The organism is Montanilutibacter psychrotolerans, from assembly GCF_003719825.1.
GTDB lineage: Bacteria > Pseudomonadota > Gammaproteobacteria > Xanthomonadales > Xanthomonadaceae > Montanilutibacter > Montanilutibacter psychrotolerans.
Window position 1 is genome coordinate 91,761 of record NZ_RIBS01000003.1, and the last position, 17,231, is coordinate 108,991.

Consider the following 17,231-nt stretch of genomic DNA (forward strand, 5'->3'; position numbering starts at 1 on the left):
GGCGCACGCGCACCGCGGGCTGTCCATCGGCGAGCGTGAAAGCGGATGCGTGGGTCGCCCAGCAGGAGATTCCGTCGAACCGCGCGCCTCAACCGCGGAACGAAATCGTCGCCACCGTGCCCTCACCCGGGGCGCTGGTCAGGCTCACCGGCCAACCAAATCGTTCGCCGAGGCGACGCACGATCGACAGGCCCATGCCGTTGCCGTTGCCACGCCCCACTTCGGCGCGGAAGAACGGATCGAACGCACGGGCCAGATCTTCCGCGCCCATGCCGATGCCGGAGTCCTGCACCTCGATGCGATCGTGATACAGACGCACCTCGATGGTGCCGTGCTCGGTAAACGTCGCGGCGTTACCCAGCAGGTTGCCGAGCATCACGTTGAGCACGTGCGGGGGTGCGAACAGGTGCGGCCCGCCGTTGTCGATCACCTCGATCGACACCGGCTTGTCGTGCAGTTGCGGGCGGATGCGCTCGACTTCCTCACGTACGACATCGCGGACCTCGAACTCCTCGCGCATCGGTTCGACGTCGGCCTCGCGGGCGAGAATCAGGAACGCGTCGATCACCGCCTCCATGTCGCGCCCCGCGCGTTGCAGCCGCGCGAGCGAACGCAGCGACTTCGGGCTGGTCTCGGGGTCGTCTATCAGCAGATCGGTGGCGACGCGGATCACGGTGAGCGGCGTGCGCAGCTCGTGGCTGGCGTCGCGGGTGAAGTCACGCTCGCGCTGCACGAAGTCGCCAACACGATCGGCCAGCCCGATCAGCGCGCGCGCGAGCCGATGGACTTCCTCGCTGGCACCGGGCGGCAGGTTGGCCGCGTTGATCGCGTTGACGTCGGGATCGCGCGGATCCCATTGCTTGACGACGTTGGCCAGCCAGCTCACCGGTACCACCAGCGGCTTGGAGTTGCGGTAGGTCAGCCAGGAGATCAGGTACGTCGCCAGCAGCGACAACAGCAACGAGACCAGCCCGGTGTAGACGATCGCGCGGGCCACGAGGCCGGTGGCGTATGTGAGGTACAGCCGCCCCTGCGCGGTGTCCTCGATGTAGACGTAGCGGTCGGCGCCGACCACGGCGTGTATGCCCGGCCCCAGCCCATCGAAGCCCGGCAGGTCGGCCAGGTGGTCCGTGCCGGGGCGCTGGAGGTAGCCGCGCATCGTCGAGGTGTGCGGCAGCGGGTAGGCGGGGTCGTCGCGGTAACCGGCCCAGAACGCGGCCGCCTCCGTGCGCATGCCATCGGCCACCACGTACCGGTGCACCAGCAGGCCGGCCAGCAGGATGCACAGCGAGATCAGCACGCTGCCAATCAGCGCCTGGCTGACAAACGCGATCTTGATCCTGCGAGGCAGCCCGTGCGCCATACCGGCCGCGATCAGTCGGGCGGCTGGGAAATGTCCGCTACCCGGTAGCCGGCGCTTTGCACGGTGTGGAGCAGCGGCCGGTCAAACGGCTTGTCGATCGTCTTGCGCAGGTTGTAGAGATGGCTGCGCAGGGTGTCGGAATCGGGCAGCCCGTTGCCCCATATCTCGCGTTCGATCTCCTGGCGGCTGACCACGCGCGGCGACTCGCGCATCAGGATGGTCAACAGGCGCAGGCCGATCGGCGAGAGTTGCAGCTCCGTGCCGCCGCGGGTGACGCGCAGGCTGGTCGGATCCAGCACCAGGTCGGCCACCTTGAGCACCTCGCCGCCCACCTGGCGACGCTCGCGCCGGATCAGCGCCCGCAGGCGCGCCTCCAGCTCCTGGATGGCGAATGGCTTGGTGAGGTAGTCGTCGGCGCCGGCAGACAGGCCGGTGAGCTTTTCGTCGAGCGTGTCGCGCGCCGTCAGCATCAGCACCGGCGTGGACTTGCGCGCCTCCTCGCGCAGGCGTTTGCAGACCTCGATGCCGTCCAGGCGCGGCATCATGAGGTCCAGCACGATCACGTCGTAGCTGTTTTCGGCGGCAAGCCGGTATCCGTCCAGGCCATCGGCGGCATAGTCGACCTCGAACCCGCGGCCTTCCAGGTACTCGCCCACCATTTCGGAGATGTTCCGGTTGTCCTCGACGATCAGGACCAATCCGCCCTCACGTGCACCCTGCATACCTGTCTCCACGACTTCAGTTTCGTGAAAGCTGCCCTGCGCGCGGTTGCGGCTGCGTGAAGGCCGCTCCGGTAGGCTGTCCTACCGTCATCTCCGCCCGCCCGACCGCCTGCCATGAATCCCGACCGCGTCTACCCGATCCTGCTGTTGCTGGGCTCCAACCTGTTCATGACCTTCGCCTGGTACGGGCACCTGAAGTACAAGTCGGCGCCGCTGACCCTGGCGATCATCGTCAGCTGGGGCATCGCGTTCTTCGAGTACTGCCTGATGGTGCCGGCCAACCGCATGGGCAGCGCGGTGTACTCGGCCCCGCAGCTCAAAGGCATGCAGGAAGTGATCACGCTGCTGGTGTTCGCCGGATTCTCGGCCTGGTACCTGGGCGAGCCGCTGAAGTGGAACCACTGGGCCGGCTTTGGCCTGATCGTCGCGGCGGCGTGGCTGATCTTCCTGGACTGACCGCAGACAGGGGTGCCGTGCCGGGCGCCCGGTCGCCGCCGGCCACGTCAGGCCGGATCGTCTCAGAACCGGATCTTCCCGGTGACGATGTCGGCGAACATCCGCCAATCGCCCACGAACGAGTACAGCGGGTAGGTAAAGGTTGCCGGCCGGTTCTTCTCGAAGAAGTAGTGCCCGACCCACGCGAATCCGTACCCGCACACCGGCGCGGCGAGCAGCCACCAGGCATTGCGCGTGGCCAGCGCCACCAGCATCAGCAACAGCACACCGCAGCTGCCGATGAAGTGCAGCCGTCGCGACGTGCGGTTGCGGTGTTCGTCGAGGTAGAACGGATAGAACTCGCGAAAGCTGGTGTAGCGCTGCATCGTCCCTGCCTCCCGTCGCGGCACCATCGACGTGCCGCCGGCCCACCGCCGGTCAATTGCCCGGGTCGTCGCGCTCGGCGGCCTTCACGCGTTCCCAGTAGCCATCCTGCGCCTGCAGCGACAGCGTCGCAAAGTCCACGCCGTCGGCCAGCGCCAGCGCCTCCATCGCGCGGAAGCGGCGCTCGAACTTGAGATTGGCGCGGCGCAGCGCGCTGCCGACGTCGACCTTGGCATGGCGGGCCAGGTTGGTGCAGACGAACAGCATGTCGCCGATCTCCTCCTCCAGCCGATCGCGCGCTGCCGCATCGGCGGGGTCGGCCGCGATGGCGGCGAACTCGGCGCGCACCTCGTCGATCTCTTCGTGCAGCTTGGCGAACACCGGGGTGACGTCGGGCCAGTCGAAACCGGTGCGCGCGGCGCGCTTCTGCAACTTCAGCGCGCGCTGCCATTCCGGCAGTCCACGCGCGATGCCCGACAGCGCCGACGTATCGGCCACGCCGGCGGCTTCGCGCTCGCCGCGCTTGTGCTCTTCCCACGCGACGGTCTGCGCCTGGGCATCTTCGACCATTGCACCGGCAAACACGTGCGGATGCCGGCGCGTCATCTTGTCGCTGATGGCCGCCACCACGTCGGCAAACCCGAAGGCACCCTGCTCGCTGGCCATCTGTGCATGGAACACAACCTGCAGCAGCAGGTCGCCGAGCTCGTCGCGCAGGTCGTCAAGGTCGCCGCGGTCGATCGCATCGGCCACCTCGTAGGCCTCCTCGATTGTGTACGGCGCGATCGAGGCGAAATTCTGCTGCACGTCCCACGGGCAACCGCCCTGCGGATCGCGCAGCCGCGCCATGATCGTGAGCAGACGCTGCATGTCGTGGGGCCGGTCGTTCATTCGAGACTGTCGCAAGGAGGGTGTCGCAGGGCAGCTCTCGTGGGAGCCGCTGTCGCAGGACCCCGGCCGGTGACGACTGGACGCCGGGGGGATCGAAGCATTGGCAGGCGCGCTACGCGCCGAGCCATTCGCGCCACGGCAGCGACGTATCGCCCAGGGCAATGAAATCGCCGTTGAGGATGCTGTCGCGCTGGTTGTAGCGGAAGGGTCGGCCCTGCGGGTCGAGCACGGCGCCGCCGGCGCCTTCCAGGACCGCCTGCGCCGCGGCCGTGTCCCATTCGCTGGTCGGTCCGAAACGCGGGTACACGTCCATGCCGCCCTCGGCGAGCCGGCAGAACTTCAACGAGGACCCGAGGCCGATCGCCTCGACCTCGCCCATGCGCTGCATGAAGGCTTCGGTCCGCGCGTCGCGGTGCGAACGACTGGCGGCCACGCGCAGCGGCGACACGGCCGGTTCGAGGACCCGCAGCGGTTGTTCGCCGGCGGCATCGCGACGGAACGCGCCCAGCCCCTTGCCGCCGTGCCAGAGCACGCCGGTGACCGGTGCCATGACCACGCCGTAGATGGTCTCGCCGTTCTCGATCAACGCCAGGTTCACGGTGAATTCGCCGTTGCGCTTGACGAACTCGCGCGTGCCGTCGAGCGGATCGACCAACCACAGGCGCGTCCACTGGCGGCGCACTTCTGGGGCGATTTCGGCCGACTCCTCCGACAGCACCGGGATGTCCGGCGTGAGCTGCGCCAGGCCATCGACGATGCAATGGTGGGCGGCGAGGTCGGCCGCGGTGAGCGGCGAGCGGTCGTCCTTGTGCTCGACGGCGAAGTCGCTCTGGTACACCGCGAGGATCGCGGCGGAGGCGGCCTGGGCGATCGCGATCGCGCCTTCGCGCAGTTCTGGGGTGATGGTCATCGTTGCGATCATGCCTTGCGGTGGGGGGACGGGCGCGTCGCGCCGGGATGGTGCAGGACGCTCGTGCGAATGGGTTGGCGCCCTACTGGCTCTGCAGCCACTCGCGGGCGATGAACAGCGCGGCGATGCTGCGGCCTTCGGAGAAGTCTTCACGCAGGATCAGCTCGTGCAGCGCATCCAGGCGCCAGGGGACGAGTTCGAGTTCTTCGGGCTCGTCGCCGGGCAGCCGCTCGGGATACAGGTCGCGAGCCACCACCAGCTGCGCCTCGTGGCTCATGTAGGTCGGCGCCAGGGTCAGCGAGCGCAACAACACCAGCGATCGCGCGCCGTAACCGGCTTCTTCCTTGAGCTCGCGGTCGGCGGCCTGCACCGCGGTCTCGCCTTCGTCGATGCGGCCCTTCACCAGGCCCAGCTCATACCGGTGCATGCCGGCCGCGTACTCGCGAACCAGCAGCACCGTGTCGGCGTCGAGCATCGGCACCACCACCACCGCGCCATGGCCGCGGCCGTGCAGGCGCTGGAACTGGCGGCGCTCACCGTTGCTGAACTCCAGGTCGAGCTGCTCCATCCGGTACGGCCCGGCGTCGTGCTCGGTGATGCGGTGGATGGTGGGCAGCTTGCGGCTCATCGCGGGACCTCGCGGGCCGCGACCGGAGCCGTGCCGCGGCAGGATGCAGGCATGGTCTGAGGGGCGATAATGGGCGGATGCAGAACACACGTCACGATCCGCCGATGCTAGCAGAGCCGGCCGGCACCTCCCTCGCAGCGCAATGGCGCCAGCGCGACCTCGCGGTGCTGTGGCACCCCTGCACGCAGATGCGCGAGCACCCCGACACCCTGCCGCTGCTGCCGATCGCGCGTGGCGAAGGCGCCTGGTTGATCGGTTTCGACGGCAGCCGCACGCTCGATGCGATCAGCAGCTGGTGGACCAACCTGTTCGGCCACGCCGAACCGCGCCTGGCCGCGGCGATTGCCCGCCAGGCCAGCACGCTCGAACACGTGATCCTCGCCGGCTGCTCGCACGCACCGGCGGTCGAGCTGGCCGAGAAGCTGCTCGCCATCGCACCGCGCGAGCCCGACCGCGCGCCGCTGGCGAAGGTGTTCTACGCCGACAACGGTTCGGCCGGTGTCGAGGTCGCGCTGAAGATGGCGTTCCACTGGTTCCGCAACCGCGGCATCGAGGGGCGCACGAAGTTCATCGCGCTGGAAGGCGGCTACCACGGTGAAACGCTCGGCGCGCTCGCCGTCGGGGACATCCCGCTGTACCGGCGCGTGTACGCCCCGCTTTTGGCCGAGGCCGTATTCGCGCCCTCGCCCGACACCTTCCTCGGCGCCCCGGGCGAATCCCCGGAAGACTGTGCGCACCGCGCCGCCGACGGCCTGCGCGTTCTGCTCGAGCGTCACCGTGGCGAGATCTGCGCGATGATCCTCGAACCGCTGGTGCAGTGCGCCGGCGGCATGCGCATGCACCACCCGCTGTACCTGCAGCTGGCCCGCGCGCTGTGCGATGAGCACGGTGTGTTTCTGGTGTTCGACGAAATCGCCGTCGGCTTCGGTCGCACCGGCACGATGTTCGCCTGCGAGCAGGCCGGCGTTGCACCCGACCTGCTGTGCCTGTCCAAGGGCCTGACCGGCGGCGCGTTGCCACTGGCCGCGGTGCTGGCGACCCAGGCCATCTACGACGGCTTCCTCGACGACTCGCGCGAGAAGGCGTTCCTGCATTCGCACAGCTACACCGGCAACCCGCTGGCGTGCGCTTCGGCGCTGGCGGCGCTGGCGATTTTCGCGTCCGACGACGTGATCGCCCGCAACCGCCACACCGCCGCGCGCATGGCCGAACTGGCCGCGCCGCTGACCGACCATCCGCATGTGGGCGACGTGCGCCAGACCGGCATGATCGTGGCGTTTGAGCTGGCCCGGGATGGCCGCGACCGCACGCCCTTCGATCCGGCGCTGCGCATCGGCCTGCGCGCGTACCGGCACGCACTGGCGTGCGGCGTGCTGCTGCGTCCGCTGGGCGACATCCTGTACTGGATGCCGCCGTACTGCATCGACGAGGACGCGCTGCGACTGCTCGCCGATACGACCCGCGCGGCAATCGATGCCGCCGTCCACGAAGCCTTCCAGGAGCACGGCGCATGCGCTTGACCCGCGTCCACGTCGACTCGCCTCTGGCGTCCGGCAGCGAGATCGCCCTGCCCGAGGGGCCGGCAACCCACCTGGCACGCGTACTGCGGCTCGGCGTCGGCGATGCCTGCGTGCTGTTCAACGGTGATGGCCACGATTACGCGGCAACCATCACCGTCAGCAGCAAGCGCGAGCTTCGCGTCGCCATAGGCGAGGCCAGCCCGGTGGATCGCGAGTCGAAGCTGCAGATTGTGCTGCTGCAGGGAATCGCGCGCGGCGACAAGATGGACCTGGTGCTGCAGAAGGCCACCGAGCTGGGCGTTGCCGACGTGCGCCCCGTGCACTCGCAGCGCAGCGAAGTGAAGCTCGACGCCGAACGCGCCGAGAAGCGCCTGGCGCACTGGCGCAGCGTGGTGGCATCGGCCTGCGAACAGAGCGGCCGGGCGACGGTCCCCGGGGTTGCCACGCCACTGGCGTTGGCCAACGCGCTGACGACCCTGCCCGCCGATGGCTTGCGCCTGATCCTCGATCCGGAGGGAGCGCTGGGGTTTGCCACGCTGGCCATCGATCCGATCGCGCCGGTGGTGCTTGCCGTTGGCCCGGAGGGCGGCTGGTCGCCGCTCGACAGGGAGCAGCTGATTGCGGCCGGTTTCCAGGGGCTGCGGTTGGGCCCGCGCATCCTGCGCACGGAAACCGCCGGGCTGGCGGCGATCGCGGCACTGCAGGCACGTTTCGGCGATCTCGCCTGAGCGATTCCACCCTTGGGTGAGCCTTCCCGATGCCGGGGATCGTCTCGTGCCCGGGAATCGCGTCGTGCCCAGGAACCGGCCTCGTCGGCGAATGGGGCGCTGCAACGCCGCAATTGCGCCGGGATTTGCGGGAAAGGCCGGTGTGCGGCGCGCAAAGACGCGGCGACGTGACGCAACGTGGCGTCCGCAGTGGCAGGGCGATGTGATGCGCGCCATGACGGCACGAAGGCGCCGGCCCGTCCGTCGACGCGCGCTGCGCGCCGACGGTGATCGATCGCTCAGGCGGCCGCGGCGGCGGCCTGGGCGAGAACCTCGTTGATCATGCTTTCGACCGCGATCAGGTCGGGCAGCAAGGCCTCGTCCTGGCTGAGCTGCACGCGTGCCTGGACACCCGCTGGCAACGCACCGCCATCGTCCAGCACCATCAAGGTGTCACGCGACACCGTGACCAGGCGCGGAAAGCCCTGGGTCAGCATCGCGAAGTACGGCGCCTGGGCATTGCCGCCCAGCGCACGCAACACCACGACCTTGCTGCCCAGGCCGCCGGTCTCGCTGGCGGCGATGCCGAGCATGCGCGAGAACGCCACCATCGGCAGCTGCCAACCGCGCCAACGCATGCGGCCCAGCAACCAGTCCGGCGTGCCTTCCACCGCGTCGGGTTCGGCGTAGGAGAGCACCTCGGCGATGGTCGCGTTGGGCAACAGCAGGCGCGTGCCGGCGATCTGGATCAGCACGCCGCGGACGTCGCCTTCGATGCCGGCAAGGCCGGTGTCGACGGCATGGGACCCGGTGCTTCCGTTGGCGTCTGCGATCTCGATGCGTACCGGATCGTCACCGGCATCGAAATCGTCGGCAAGCGTCGGCGACGCGAGGTGGTCGATGTCGGCGCTCACCGCCGTTTCGGTACCCGGTGAATCCACGTCTGAAAGCTCCACTTCGGAGGTCCCGTCATCGGGATCCTCGTGATCGTTGTCGTCCAAAGAGCCGGCTTCGACATCCTCCGGCTGGTCCGCGTTGCCCACGTTCGATGCCGCATCCCGCGACGGGCCACCGCCGCCCTGCGGACGGCCGTACTTGTTGCCCTTCTTGTTCTTGCCCATCGATCTGTCCTCCGCTACCAGCGTTCGGCCAGCCTCTGCGCCAGCTCAGCCGGTTGCCCGGACTTGCCGCCGCGTGCCACCAGCGCGGCAGGCGCGGCGGCGTCGAAACATCCTTCGGGTGACTGGCCGGCGACCATCGCGCCGGCCCAGCCAAAGTTCATGACCGTATCGACAAGCGTCGCGTCGCTGCCACTGAGCAGCAGCACCGCGCTGTCCGCCGCCGGGAGCGCCGCCAGGATGTCGCCGCCGTCCTCGTTGAAGCGGATGCCTTCAACGGTGACCGTGATACCCAGCTCGGCCGGCACGATGTAGATCAGGCCGGCGATCGCCGCCAGGCCCGGTTCGGCCAGGCGCACGGGCAAGGTGGTTGCGCGCTGCATCTGCGCGACGAGCTTGTCGTAACGCCCGCCGTCGAGCCGTTGTTGCACCAGCACCGGACGCGGGAAATCGTTGGGCAGCGAGCCCAGCAGCTGGCGAACCGCGTCGGGACCGCCGATGCCGGCGAGCACCAGCACGGCGCCGCGCGGCTGCTCGGGACCGCGCTTGGGCGTGTCGTCGACCAGGGTCAGGGTGGAGATGCGTTCGTCGAGCTGCGCCAGGTCGTCGCGGAAGCGATCGGCCGCCTTGGGCGTGTCGGACAACGCCACGGCGTTGCTGCCGTCGTCCAGGCTCAGCTCACCGAAACGCGAACCGCCGGTGGGCGGAACATAGGCGGGCTTCTCGACCACCGCCGCTTCGTCGGCGGAGCCGCCGAACAGCGTGTCGTAGTCCACGACAGGCTCTTCGGTGCCCTCGGGATCTGGCCGCGGGTAGGTGGTGGAGAATTCGATGCTGAAACCCGGGTAGCTGGGTTCCTCGGCCGATGCGGCAACGTCGCCGGCGGCGGCAGAGTCGTCCAGCGCGGGCGGTGCGATCACCGCGACGGTGCTTTCGGATGCCGGGCTTCCGGATCCGTCGCCGTCGTCAAACTCCATCGGCGCCACCACGTAACCGGCATCGGCGGGCACCCCGCCTTCGCCGGCGTCGATGTAGCTGTCCAGCAGCGGCGGCTCGATCGCGGTGGCGCCGGACAGCGCGTCATCGCCGAAATGCTCCGACAGTTCGGCCGCGACCGGGTCGAACCCGCCGTCCGTGGATGCCAGCACGAGATCCGAATCCGACGCGGCGTCCGCGTACGGGCTCACCGGCTCCAGGGGTGCGGCGACGATGGTGACGGCGGCTTCGTCCTGTGCGGAGAACTCCGCGGCAATCGGATCGAAATCGCTTGCCTGGGATTGCGGTACCTCAGCTGCAGGCGACGGCTCGGGCGCGACCGGGGCAGCCACAACAGCAGCCGGCACCGGCACGGCAGCGGCGTTGGCTCCGGTTGCCTGGACGGCGGTTGCGGCGTCGTTGGACGGGGCGCTGAGCGCGCTCACGGCGGCAACGCTGGGGGCAGCAACGCTTGGGGCGGCACTGCTCGGAGCGACCGCGCTGGCTGCTGCACCGTTTCCGTTGGATGCCGCGGCCGACACGGTGTCGCCGCCATCACGACCGGGCGGCAGCACATCGCCGTGGCCCTGCAGCTTCGCCACCAGGTGGCGTTGCCAGCGTGCCGCGTCCCAGCCCTCGCGGGCTGCAATCAGGTCGGCTTCCTCGTAGATCACATTGATCGCGGGGTCGCCGAGCACGGACTCGAAGCGGGCCAGCGATTCCTCGGTGGCCGCGTCCAGCGCGACCAGCACGACCTCGGCACCGGACGCAGCAAGCGTTCCCGAATCGAGCGTCGTCGGATCGGCATCCAGCACGCCCTCCACGCCGGCATCCGCCAGCACGCCGCGCAACCGCTCGCTTGCCGCGCCAGGGCGGGCAAGCAGGGCAACGCGCTTGGGGTTATCCGTCATGGCGATGGCTGATCCCTAGCAGTTCGAACACATTCCGGATCAGTTCCGGCTCCTGGTACGGCTTGCCGAGGTAACGCTCCACGCCGATGTCCATGGCGCGTTGGCGGTGCTTGTCACCGGTTCGCGAGGTGATCATCACGATCGGCACGTTGCGCAGGCGCGCATCGGCCTTCATCGCGGTGGCCAGCTCGTAACCGTCCATGCGCGGCATTTCGATATCGAGCAGCATCAGGTCCGGAACGGTATCGACCATGCGCTCGAGCGCGTCGAGACCATCCTTCGCGGTGGCGACTTCGAAGTTGTGGCGTTCGAGCACGCGGCCGGTGACCTTGCGCATCGTCACCGAGTCGTCGACCACCATCACCAGCGGCACGCGGCGCTGCTCGACCATTACCGGGGCCGGACGCACGTCGCGCGGCAGCTGAGCCTGGCGGCGGACCAGCGGGGCGATGTCGAGGATCACGACCACGCGGCCGTCACCCATGATCGTCGCGCCGAAGATGCCCGGCACCGATGCCACCTGCGGGCCGACCGGCTTCACCACGATTTCGCGGTTGCCGATCACGTGGTCGACGCTGATTGCGGCACGCAGGTCGCCCGAGCGGATCAACAGCAGCGGCATCTGCAGCTGGCCTTCGGCCTTCGCCGCGGCATGACCGACCAGCAGGCCGAGATCGTTGACCGTGTAGTCCTCGCCGCCGTAGCGGTAGGTCGGGTTCTCGCCTTCGAGATCTTCGCGGGCGATGCGGCCCACGCCGCGTACCGAGGCGATCGGCACGGCGTAGGTGGTCTCACCGATGCGCACGAACACCGCCTGGGTGACCGCGAGCGTCTGCGGCAGGCGCAGCGTGAACTGCACGCCCTTGCCCGGCTCGGAGTGGATGTCGAGCGTGCCGCCAAGCTGGCGGACTTCGCTGGCCACCACGTCCATGCCGACGCCGCGACCGGCGAGGCGGCTGACCGCGTCGGCGGTGGAGAAGCCGGGTTCGAGGATCAGCGCGTCCAGCTGGGCGTCGCTGAGGACCGCGTCGCTGGTGACCAGGCCGCGCTCTTCGCCGCGGCGACGGATCGCCTCGCGGTTGAGGCCGGCGCCGTCATCGGCAACCTGCAGCACCACTTCCGAACCTTCGCGGCGTACCGCGATGCGCACCGTGCCTTCTTCCGCCTTGCCGGCCTGGCGACGCCTTTCCGGGGTCTCCAGGCCATGCGCCACCGCGTTGCGGAGCAGGTGCTCCAGCGGCGCGGTCATGCGCTCCAGGACGTTGCGGTCGAGTTCGCCCTGGGTGCCGTCGAGCTTGAGAACGACGTGCTTGCCCAGTTCGCCCGAGGCCTGGCGGACCACGCGACGCAGGCGCGGCAGCAGGCCGTCGAACGGCACCATGCGCGTGCGCATGAGGCCTTCCTGCAACTCGGAGCTGACGCGGGACTGCTGCAGCAGCAGGGTTTCGTACTGGCGGGTCAGGTCGTCGAGGGTGACCTGCAGGCTTCCCTGGTCGGCCGCCGATTCGGACAGTGCGCGCGACAGCTGTTGCAGGTTCGAGAAGCGGTCCAGCTCGAGCGGATCGAACGCCTGGTCGGCGACATCGCCTTCGCGCTGGTAGCGCGCGACGATCTGCGCCTCGGTCTCGATCTCGAGGCGGCGCAGCTGGTCGCGCATGCGCTCGTTGGTTGCCGCCATTTCCGCGATCGCGCCACGGAACGCGCCGAGCTGCTGCTCGAGGCGGGCGCGGTAGATCGCGACTTCACCGGCGTAGTTGACGAGGCGATCGAGCAGGTCGGCGCGGATGCGCACCTGTTCCTGCGGCGCACGGACACCGATGTCGTCCTCGTCTTCGTGCACGCCGTCGTTGAGCGGTGCCGACAGCGGCTTGAGCGCATGCGGAACCGCGGGCGCCTCGACGATGACGCCGTCGACTTCGGTAAGCGCCGGCAGTGGCACGGGCTGGGCCGGTTCGTGACCGACCGGAGCCGGCGCGACCTTGCCCAGCGCACGCGCGTTGAACTCGGCAATCAGGCCTTCCGGCATGCCGATTGCGCGGCGTTCGCCGACGCGGGTGACCATCGCGTGCAGTCGGTCGAAGCCACGTTCGAGCAGCGGCACGCCATCGCGGCCGAGCTCGCAGCGGTTTTCGACCACCGCTTCGAGCAGCGTCTCCATGGCGTGGCCAAGTTCGCCCACGGCCATGATGCCGGCCATGCGCGCGCCGCCCTTGAGCGTGTGCAGGTCGCGCTGCAGGCCGACCATCGTCTCGCGCTCGCCCGGTGCGTGGCGCAGCTGCGCCAGCAGGCCGTCGGAGTGATCGAGCAGGTCCACGCCCTCTTCGACGAAGATGTCGACGAGTTCCGGATCGAGATCACCCAGGTCCAGCGCTTCGTTCGGATCGCTGTCTGCGTGCGCGGAGGCGGCAGCCAGAGCGGTCGCGACCGCGGCGTCGACGTGTTCGGCATGCGCGGCAGCGGCAGCAGCCCTGGCCGCTTCGGCAGCGGCACGCTCGGCTTGCGCACGCTCTGCCGCCAGACGCTCGGCTTCGAGACGTTCGGCTTCGGCGCGTTCTGCCGCCAGACGCTCGGCTTCAAGACGTTCGGCTTCGGCGCGCTCTGCCGCCAGACGCTCGGCTTCGAGACGTTCGGCTTCGGCGCGCTCTGCCGCCAGACGCTCGGCTTCGAGACGTTCGGCTTCGGCGCGCTCTGCCGCCAGACGCTCGGCCTCTACGCGTTCGGCTTCAAGCAGAGCCGCTTCGAGGCGAGCCGCTTCGGCCTGCTCCGCCTGGAGGCGCTCGGCCTCGGCGTACTCGGCTTCGAGCTTCTCGTACTCCAGGCGCTCGGCTTCGGCAGCGCGCTCGGCTTCGGTCTGTTCGGCATCGACCGCGGCGACATCCGGCAGTGCCTCCTGTTCGACCACCGCGCGTTCGGCTTCGAGGCGTTCGGCCTCGAGACGTTCGGCTTCTGCGCGCTCGGCGGCAAGGCGTTCGGCTTCGAGGCGCTCGGCTTCTGCGCGCTCGGCGGCAAGGCGTTCGGCTTCGAGGCGCTCGGCTTCGGCGCGCTCGGCGGCGATGCGCTCGCCTTCGAGGCGCTCGGCTTCGGCACGCTCGGTGGCAATGCGCTCGGCTTCGAGGCGTTCGGCTTCTGCACGCTCGGCGGCGACGCGTTCGGCTTCGAGACGCTCGGCTTCGGCGCGCTCGGCGGCAACGCGTTCGGCTTCGAGACGCTCGGCTTCGGCGCGCTCGGCGGCAACGCGTTCGGCTTCGAGACGCTCGGCTTCGGCGCGCTCGACGGCAACGCGTTCGGCTTCGAGACGCTCGGCTTCGGCGCGCTCGACGGCAACGCGTTCGGCTTCGAGACGCTCGGCTTCGGCACGCTCGGCGGCAACGCGCTCGGCTTCGAGACGCTCGGCTTCGGCACGCTCGGCCGCAACGCGTTCGGCCTCGGCACGTTCCGCGGCAAGGCGTTCGGCGTCGCGGCGTTCGGCCTCCAGGCGTGCGGCTTCGGCACCACCGCCGTCGCCCGCGAATGCGCTCAGGTCGATCGCAGTCAGGCCACTCGTCGCCACATCGGCCAGCATCCCGGCATCGACTTCAGCCTCGACGTCCAACTCGGCCGGCATCGACGCGTGGGAACGCGCGTCGGGCAGGCTGTTGCGCAGCGACACCATGCGCTCCGCCAGGCCGGCGAACACCGGCACGCGCGGCGACGCGGTCTGCAACGCGGACAGCGTCTGCGAGATCGCGACCGCAACCGCGGACACTGCCGCAATGCCTTCGGCGCTCGGTGGCTTACCAGAGGCCAGCAGGCGTTTGACGTAGACCTCGGTCGGCGCGGTGATCTCGGTGATCACCGGCACTTCGGTCATCGCGAACGCGCCGTTGACCGTGTGGATGGCGCGCTGCAGGCCTTCGTTGGCCGGCTGCGGCGACACGCGATTGGCATCCAGCCAGCCTTCGATGGTCGCAAGGTGACCGTTGACCTCGCTGCCCAGGATTTCCAACAGCACCGCCTCGACCGAGGCGGGCACGCCTGGGAGATCGTCCGACGGCGCCGGCACGACCTCGACGGTGGTGGCCACCGGGGCCGGGATTTCGACCACGGGAATCGACGGTGCGACTGGCGCCGGCTCGGCAGCGACCGGCGGCGCGACTGGCGTTGCAACCACCGGCGCAACCGGTGCTGCGCTCGGCGCGCGGGCAACGTAGGTGGCTTCTTCTCCGGCGGCGAGGCGATCGGCGACGTCGCCGATCCCGTCGAGATCGGCTTGGATGGCACCGGTGCCGGCAAGCGCGGAATGCAACTGCGGCAGGGTGTCGTGTGCGAGCTGGACAATCGCCAGCACCGCCGGGCTCGGCGGACGCGTGCCGTCGAGCACGCGGTTGAGCATGTTCTCGATCTTCCAGCTGAACTCGCCAAGGATCTTGGCGCCCACCAGACGACCGCTGCCCTTCAGCGTGTGGAACACGCGGCGGATCGAGCGAAGCTGCTCGGCATCCTCCGGGTTGGCGCGCCACGGCGCCAGCATGCCGCCCAGATTGGCGATTTCCTCTTCGAGCTCCTCGAGGAACACCTCGCGGATCTCGTCATCGATGTCGTCGCTGTGCTCGAAGCCACCGGTGATCGGCGCGATCGGCGCTGCATCGGCCACAGCCTCGACGACCGGTTCGACAACCGGCGGGGCCGCCGCCTCGGCAACGGGCGATGCCACGGGAGCAGGCGCTTCGGCGACCACCACCGGGTCCGCGACAGGCGGCAGCGGGGCCGGCTCGGGGACGTCCATGACGCCCATGCCCGCAGACTGCAGGTCGATGCCATCCAGCGTCTGGAGTTCGAATTCGGGCTCGGGCTGGGGGGCGACGACGTGCAGAGCGCTGGCAAGCGCGTCCATCGCAATCACCTGCGCCGCCACCATCGGCACCGGCCAGTAGCCAAGCGTCTCGAGGCTCTGGCGGGCGATGTCCAGGATGCGTTCGCGGTTGGGGCGACGTTCGCGCACGGCCTCGAGGTAGTACTCGATGCTGGCCAGCGCGTCAGCGAGGGTGTCGAGCTGCGGGCCGTTCGGCACGCGGCCGTTGCCGACCAGTTCGACCTCGGTGTAACGCTTGATGCCAAGCAGGTAGTCCGCCGGGCGCGCGAGTTCGAGGATGCGCAGCGCACCGCCGACTTCGTCCAGCAGGCGCGGCACTTCGGCGAGCTGGGTCTGGTCCCAGTTGGTCTCGACGAAGGCGACAAAGGATTGGCGCGCATCGCTGAAGTTTGCGATGGCCTCGCGCACGACCACCTCGAGGACCTTGCGCGATTCGCTCGCAAGCAGGTCTTCGTCGGCCTTGTCGTCGGGCAGGCCCAGGCGTGCGACTTGTTCGTCCAGCGACGCGTCCACGTAAAGCAGCGCGCCCGCGACATCGAGCAGTGCGCTCTCGTCGGCGTTGCGACGTCCGGCGACGATCTCGTGCATCGCATCGCGTTGCTGCAGCACGACGCCACGCGCGATGCCCAGGCCCATCATGCCCAGGGTGTCGCTGACGCGACCGAGTGCTTCGACCTGCGGGCGCAGTTCGCTGACGTCGGTCTTGCCGGTACGCAGGTGCAGGTCGAGCGCATCCTTGACGCGCAGCAGGTCTTCCTTGATGGCCGCCGACACGGTGTCCAGCAGCGCGCGGTTGCGACCGCTGAGGCTGCCGCGCGCGTGCTCGAGCTCGGATTCGCTGGGCAGCTCGGCGTTGAGGTCGAACGTCTCGCGCAGATCGTCCAGCGCCGGATGGCCGCCGGGCGTGTGGGCCACGTGGTAGAGCAGCTGGCGGGTCGGCTCGGCGGTCGGCTCCATGCGGGCGCTGTAATCGTCGCCCTCCAGCATCAGGCGCGCTTCGCGCTCGACGCCACCAAAGGCCTGGCGCAGCGCGCGGGTTGCCGGCAATGCGCCGTCGCGCAAGGCGCCGGCCACGGAGGTGGCCACCCACAGCATGCGCCGCAGGGGCTCGACCGACACTTCGGCCAGCAGTCCATCGACCGCCGTCGCAAGACGCGCGGGATCGGCCGGCGAACCGTCTTCAGGCCAGTTGGCCAGAGACTCGCGCAGTGCCGTGAGGTGCGGGCTGGCGGTACGCGACGACACCACGGCACCCGACGGCGCCGGCAGGTTCTGCGGCAGCGGGCGGTCCAGGTTGGGCGCGAACAGGACGCTTTCGTTGAGGCCGGGCTCGCCGCGCGTGGCGCGCAGTTCGTTGAGCAGCGGCAGCAGCACGATCGGAATGTCGCGGTGGCCGCCCTGCAGGCGCTCGAGATAGTCGGGCAACTGGACCGCACCGCGCATCAGCACCGCGCAGGCTTCGTCCCGCTCGCCGGCTTCGCCGCGCAGCAGCGCCAGCGAAAGGCGTTCCATTTCCTCGGCCACCATCGCCGGGGCATACAGCTCGACCATGCGCAGCGTGCCGTGCACCTGGTGCAGATGGCTGGCGCACACGCGCATGCGCGCGGTGTCGGAGGGATTCTCGGCAAACGCCTCGATCTCCTCACGCGCCTGGCGCAGGGTTTCGTCGAGCTCAGGCTTGATCCAGCCGAGCGTGGTGGTATCGATCGCGTCGCGCATCACGGTCATCGCAAACCTCTCGCCACGGCTGGGGCACGTCGCTGGCGACGGCGGCTGACGTGACGGTCCATCCTCGGCGTACTCATCGGACTAGCG

General features: G+C 69.4%; 13 protein-coding genes and 1 pseudogene. 4 read left to right on the forward strand and 10 right to left on the reverse strand.

Going from position 1 to position 17,231, the window contains the following annotated elements; genetic code table 11:
* Positions 1 to 88 precede the first annotated feature (88 nt).
* Together EER27_RS07240 and EER27_RS07245 are read right to left on the reverse strand one after the other, a co-directional pair.
* Positions 89 to 1,363: a sensor histidine kinase gene (locus EER27_RS07240; protein ID WP_123087374.1), complete on the reverse strand. Its 1,275-nt coding sequence runs from the start codon at positions 1,361 to 1,363 to the stop codon at positions 89 to 91.
* A gap of 11 nt (positions 1,364 to 1,374) precedes the next feature.
* Positions 1,375 to 2,085 carry a response regulator transcription factor gene (locus tag EER27_RS07245; RefSeq protein ID WP_123087375.1) on the reverse strand — a complete coding sequence of 237 codons (711 nt, stop codon included), beginning with the start codon at positions 2,083 to 2,085 and terminating at the stop codon, positions 1,375 to 1,377.
* A 114-nt stretch (positions 2,086 to 2,199) separates the two neighbouring features.
* On the opposite strand from EER27_RS07245, the gene EER27_RS07250 reads away from it, so the two are divergent.
* Positions 2,200 to 2,541: a DMT family protein gene (locus EER27_RS07250; RefSeq protein WP_123087376.1), complete on the forward strand. Its 342-nt coding sequence runs from the start codon at positions 2,200 to 2,202 to the stop codon at positions 2,539 to 2,541.
* 62 nt (positions 2,542 to 2,603) lie between these two features.
* Here the strand turns inward: EER27_RS07250 and EER27_RS07255 are convergent, their stop codons facing one another.
* The 4 genes from EER27_RS07255 to nudE form a co-directional block, all read right to left on the reverse strand.
* Positions 2,604 to 2,906 carry an Mpo1-like protein gene (locus tag EER27_RS07255; RefSeq protein WP_123087766.1) on the reverse strand — a complete coding sequence of 101 codons (303 nt, stop codon included), beginning with the start codon at positions 2,904 to 2,906 and terminating at the stop codon, positions 2,604 to 2,606.
* A 52-nt stretch (positions 2,907 to 2,958) separates the two neighbouring features.
* Positions 2,959 to 3,795 (reverse strand): nucleoside triphosphate pyrophosphohydrolase, encoded by an 837-nt coding sequence (gene mazG, locus EER27_RS07260; RefSeq protein ID WP_123087377.1) that lies wholly within the window; start codon positions 3,793 to 3,795, stop codon positions 2,959 to 2,961.
* A 112-nt stretch (positions 3,796 to 3,907) separates the two neighbouring features.
* A complete protein-coding gene (cysQ, locus tag EER27_RS07265) occupies positions 3,908 to 4,705 on the reverse strand; it encodes a 3'(2'),5'-bisphosphate nucleotidase CysQ (protein WP_123087768.1) in 798 nt (265 codons plus the stop codon).
* 82 nt (positions 4,706 to 4,787) lie between these two features.
* On the reverse strand, positions 4,788 to 5,333 hold the full coding sequence (gene nudE, locus EER27_RS07270; protein ID WP_123087378.1) for an ADP compounds hydrolase NudE: 546 nt from the start codon (positions 5,331 to 5,333) through the stop codon (positions 4,788 to 4,790).
* A gap of 104 nt (positions 5,334 to 5,437) precedes the next feature.
* On the opposite strand from nudE, the gene bioA reads away from it, so the two are divergent.
* Both bioA and EER27_RS07280 read left to right on the forward strand, forming a co-directional pair.
* Positions 5,438 to 6,853 (forward strand): adenosylmethionine--8-amino-7-oxononanoate transaminase, encoded by a 1,416-nt coding sequence (bioA, locus tag EER27_RS07275; RefSeq protein ID WP_223807216.1) that lies wholly within the window; start codon positions 5,438 to 5,440, stop codon positions 6,851 to 6,853.
* Entirely contained in the window at positions 6,844 to 7,581 is a 738-nt protein-coding gene (locus EER27_RS07280) for a 16S rRNA (uracil(1498)-N(3))-methyltransferase (RefSeq protein WP_123087380.1), read from the forward strand. The genes bioA and EER27_RS07280 overlap by 10 nt, the downstream gene beginning before the upstream one ends.
* A 278-nt stretch (positions 7,582 to 7,859) precedes the next feature.
* Here the strand turns inward: EER27_RS07280 and EER27_RS07285 are convergent, their stop codons facing one another.
* From EER27_RS07285 to EER27_RS17570, 3 genes are read right to left on the reverse strand one after another with little or no spacing between them, the layout of a single operon-like run.
* A complete protein-coding gene (locus EER27_RS07285; protein WP_123087381.1) occupies positions 7,860 to 8,681 on the reverse strand; it encodes a chemotaxis protein CheW in 822 nt (273 codons plus the stop codon).
* Between the two features lie 14 nt (positions 8,682 to 8,695).
* Positions 8,696 to 10,564 (reverse strand): chemotaxis protein CheB, encoded by a 1,869-nt coding sequence (locus EER27_RS07290; protein WP_123087382.1) that lies wholly within the window; start codon positions 10,562 to 10,564, stop codon positions 8,696 to 8,698.
* On the reverse strand, positions 10,554 to 13,466 hold the full coding sequence (locus EER27_RS17570; protein WP_223807244.1) for a response regulator: 2,913 nt from the start codon (positions 13,464 to 13,466) through the stop codon (positions 10,554 to 10,556). The genes EER27_RS07290 and EER27_RS17570 overlap by 11 nt, the downstream gene beginning before the upstream one ends.
* On the opposite strand from EER27_RS17570, the gene EER27_RS17575 reads away from it, so the two are divergent.
* Positions 13,448 to 14,362, forward strand: a complete 915-nt coding sequence (locus EER27_RS17575) for a pentapeptide repeat-containing protein (RefSeq protein WP_223807245.1) — start codon at positions 13,448 to 13,450, stop codon at positions 14,360 to 14,362. The genes EER27_RS17570 and EER27_RS17575 overlap by 19 nt on opposite strands.
* 508 nt (positions 14,363 to 14,870) lie before the next feature.
* Here EER27_RS17575 and EER27_RS17580 read toward each other — a convergent pair.
* Positions 14,871 to 17,144 (reverse strand): annotated as a pseudogene (locus EER27_RS17580) (FimL-related protein); the annotation flags it as partial.
* Between the last annotated feature and the right edge of the window lie 87 nt (positions 17,145 to 17,231).

Excerpts from the sequence above, each read along its gene's own strand:
- EER27_RS07240 (WP_123087374.1), bottom strand. The coding sequence starts at position 1,363 with ATGGCGCACGGGCTGCCTCGCAGGATCAAGATCGCGTTTGTCAGCCAG.
- EER27_RS07285 (WP_123087381.1), bottom strand. The coding sequence starts at position 8,681 with ATGGGCAAGAACAAGAAGGGCAACAAGTACGGCCGTCCGCAGGGCGGC.
- bioA (WP_223807216.1), top strand. The coding sequence starts at position 5,438 with ATGCTAGCAGAGCCGGCCGGCACCTCCCTCGCAGCGCAATGGCGCCAG.
- EER27_RS07290 (WP_123087382.1), bottom strand. The coding sequence starts at position 10,564 with ATGACGGATAACCCCAAGCGCGTTGCCCTGCTTGCCCGCCCTGGCGCG.
- cysQ (WP_123087768.1), bottom strand. The coding sequence starts at position 4,705 with ATGACCATCACCCCAGAACTGCGCGAAGGCGCGATCGCGATCGCCCAG.
- EER27_RS07255 (WP_123087766.1), bottom strand. The coding sequence starts at position 2,906 with ATGCAGCGCTACACCAGCTTTCGCGAGTTCTATCCGTTCTACCTCGAC.
- EER27_RS07245 (WP_123087375.1), bottom strand. The coding sequence starts at position 2,085 with ATGCAGGGTGCACGTGAGGGCGGATTGGTCCTGATCGTCGAGGACAAC.
- EER27_RS07280 (WP_123087380.1), top strand. The coding sequence starts at position 6,844 with ATGCGCTTGACCCGCGTCCACGTCGACTCGCCTCTGGCGTCCGGCAGC.
- EER27_RS07250 (WP_123087376.1), top strand. The coding sequence starts at position 2,200 with ATGAATCCCGACCGCGTCTACCCGATCCTGCTGTTGCTGGGCTCCAAC.
- nudE (WP_123087378.1), bottom strand. The coding sequence starts at position 5,333 with ATGAGCCGCAAGCTGCCCACCATCCACCGCATCACCGAGCACGACGCC.
- mazG (WP_123087377.1), bottom strand. The coding sequence starts at position 3,795 with ATGAACGACCGGCCCCACGACATGCAGCGTCTGCTCACGATCATGGCG.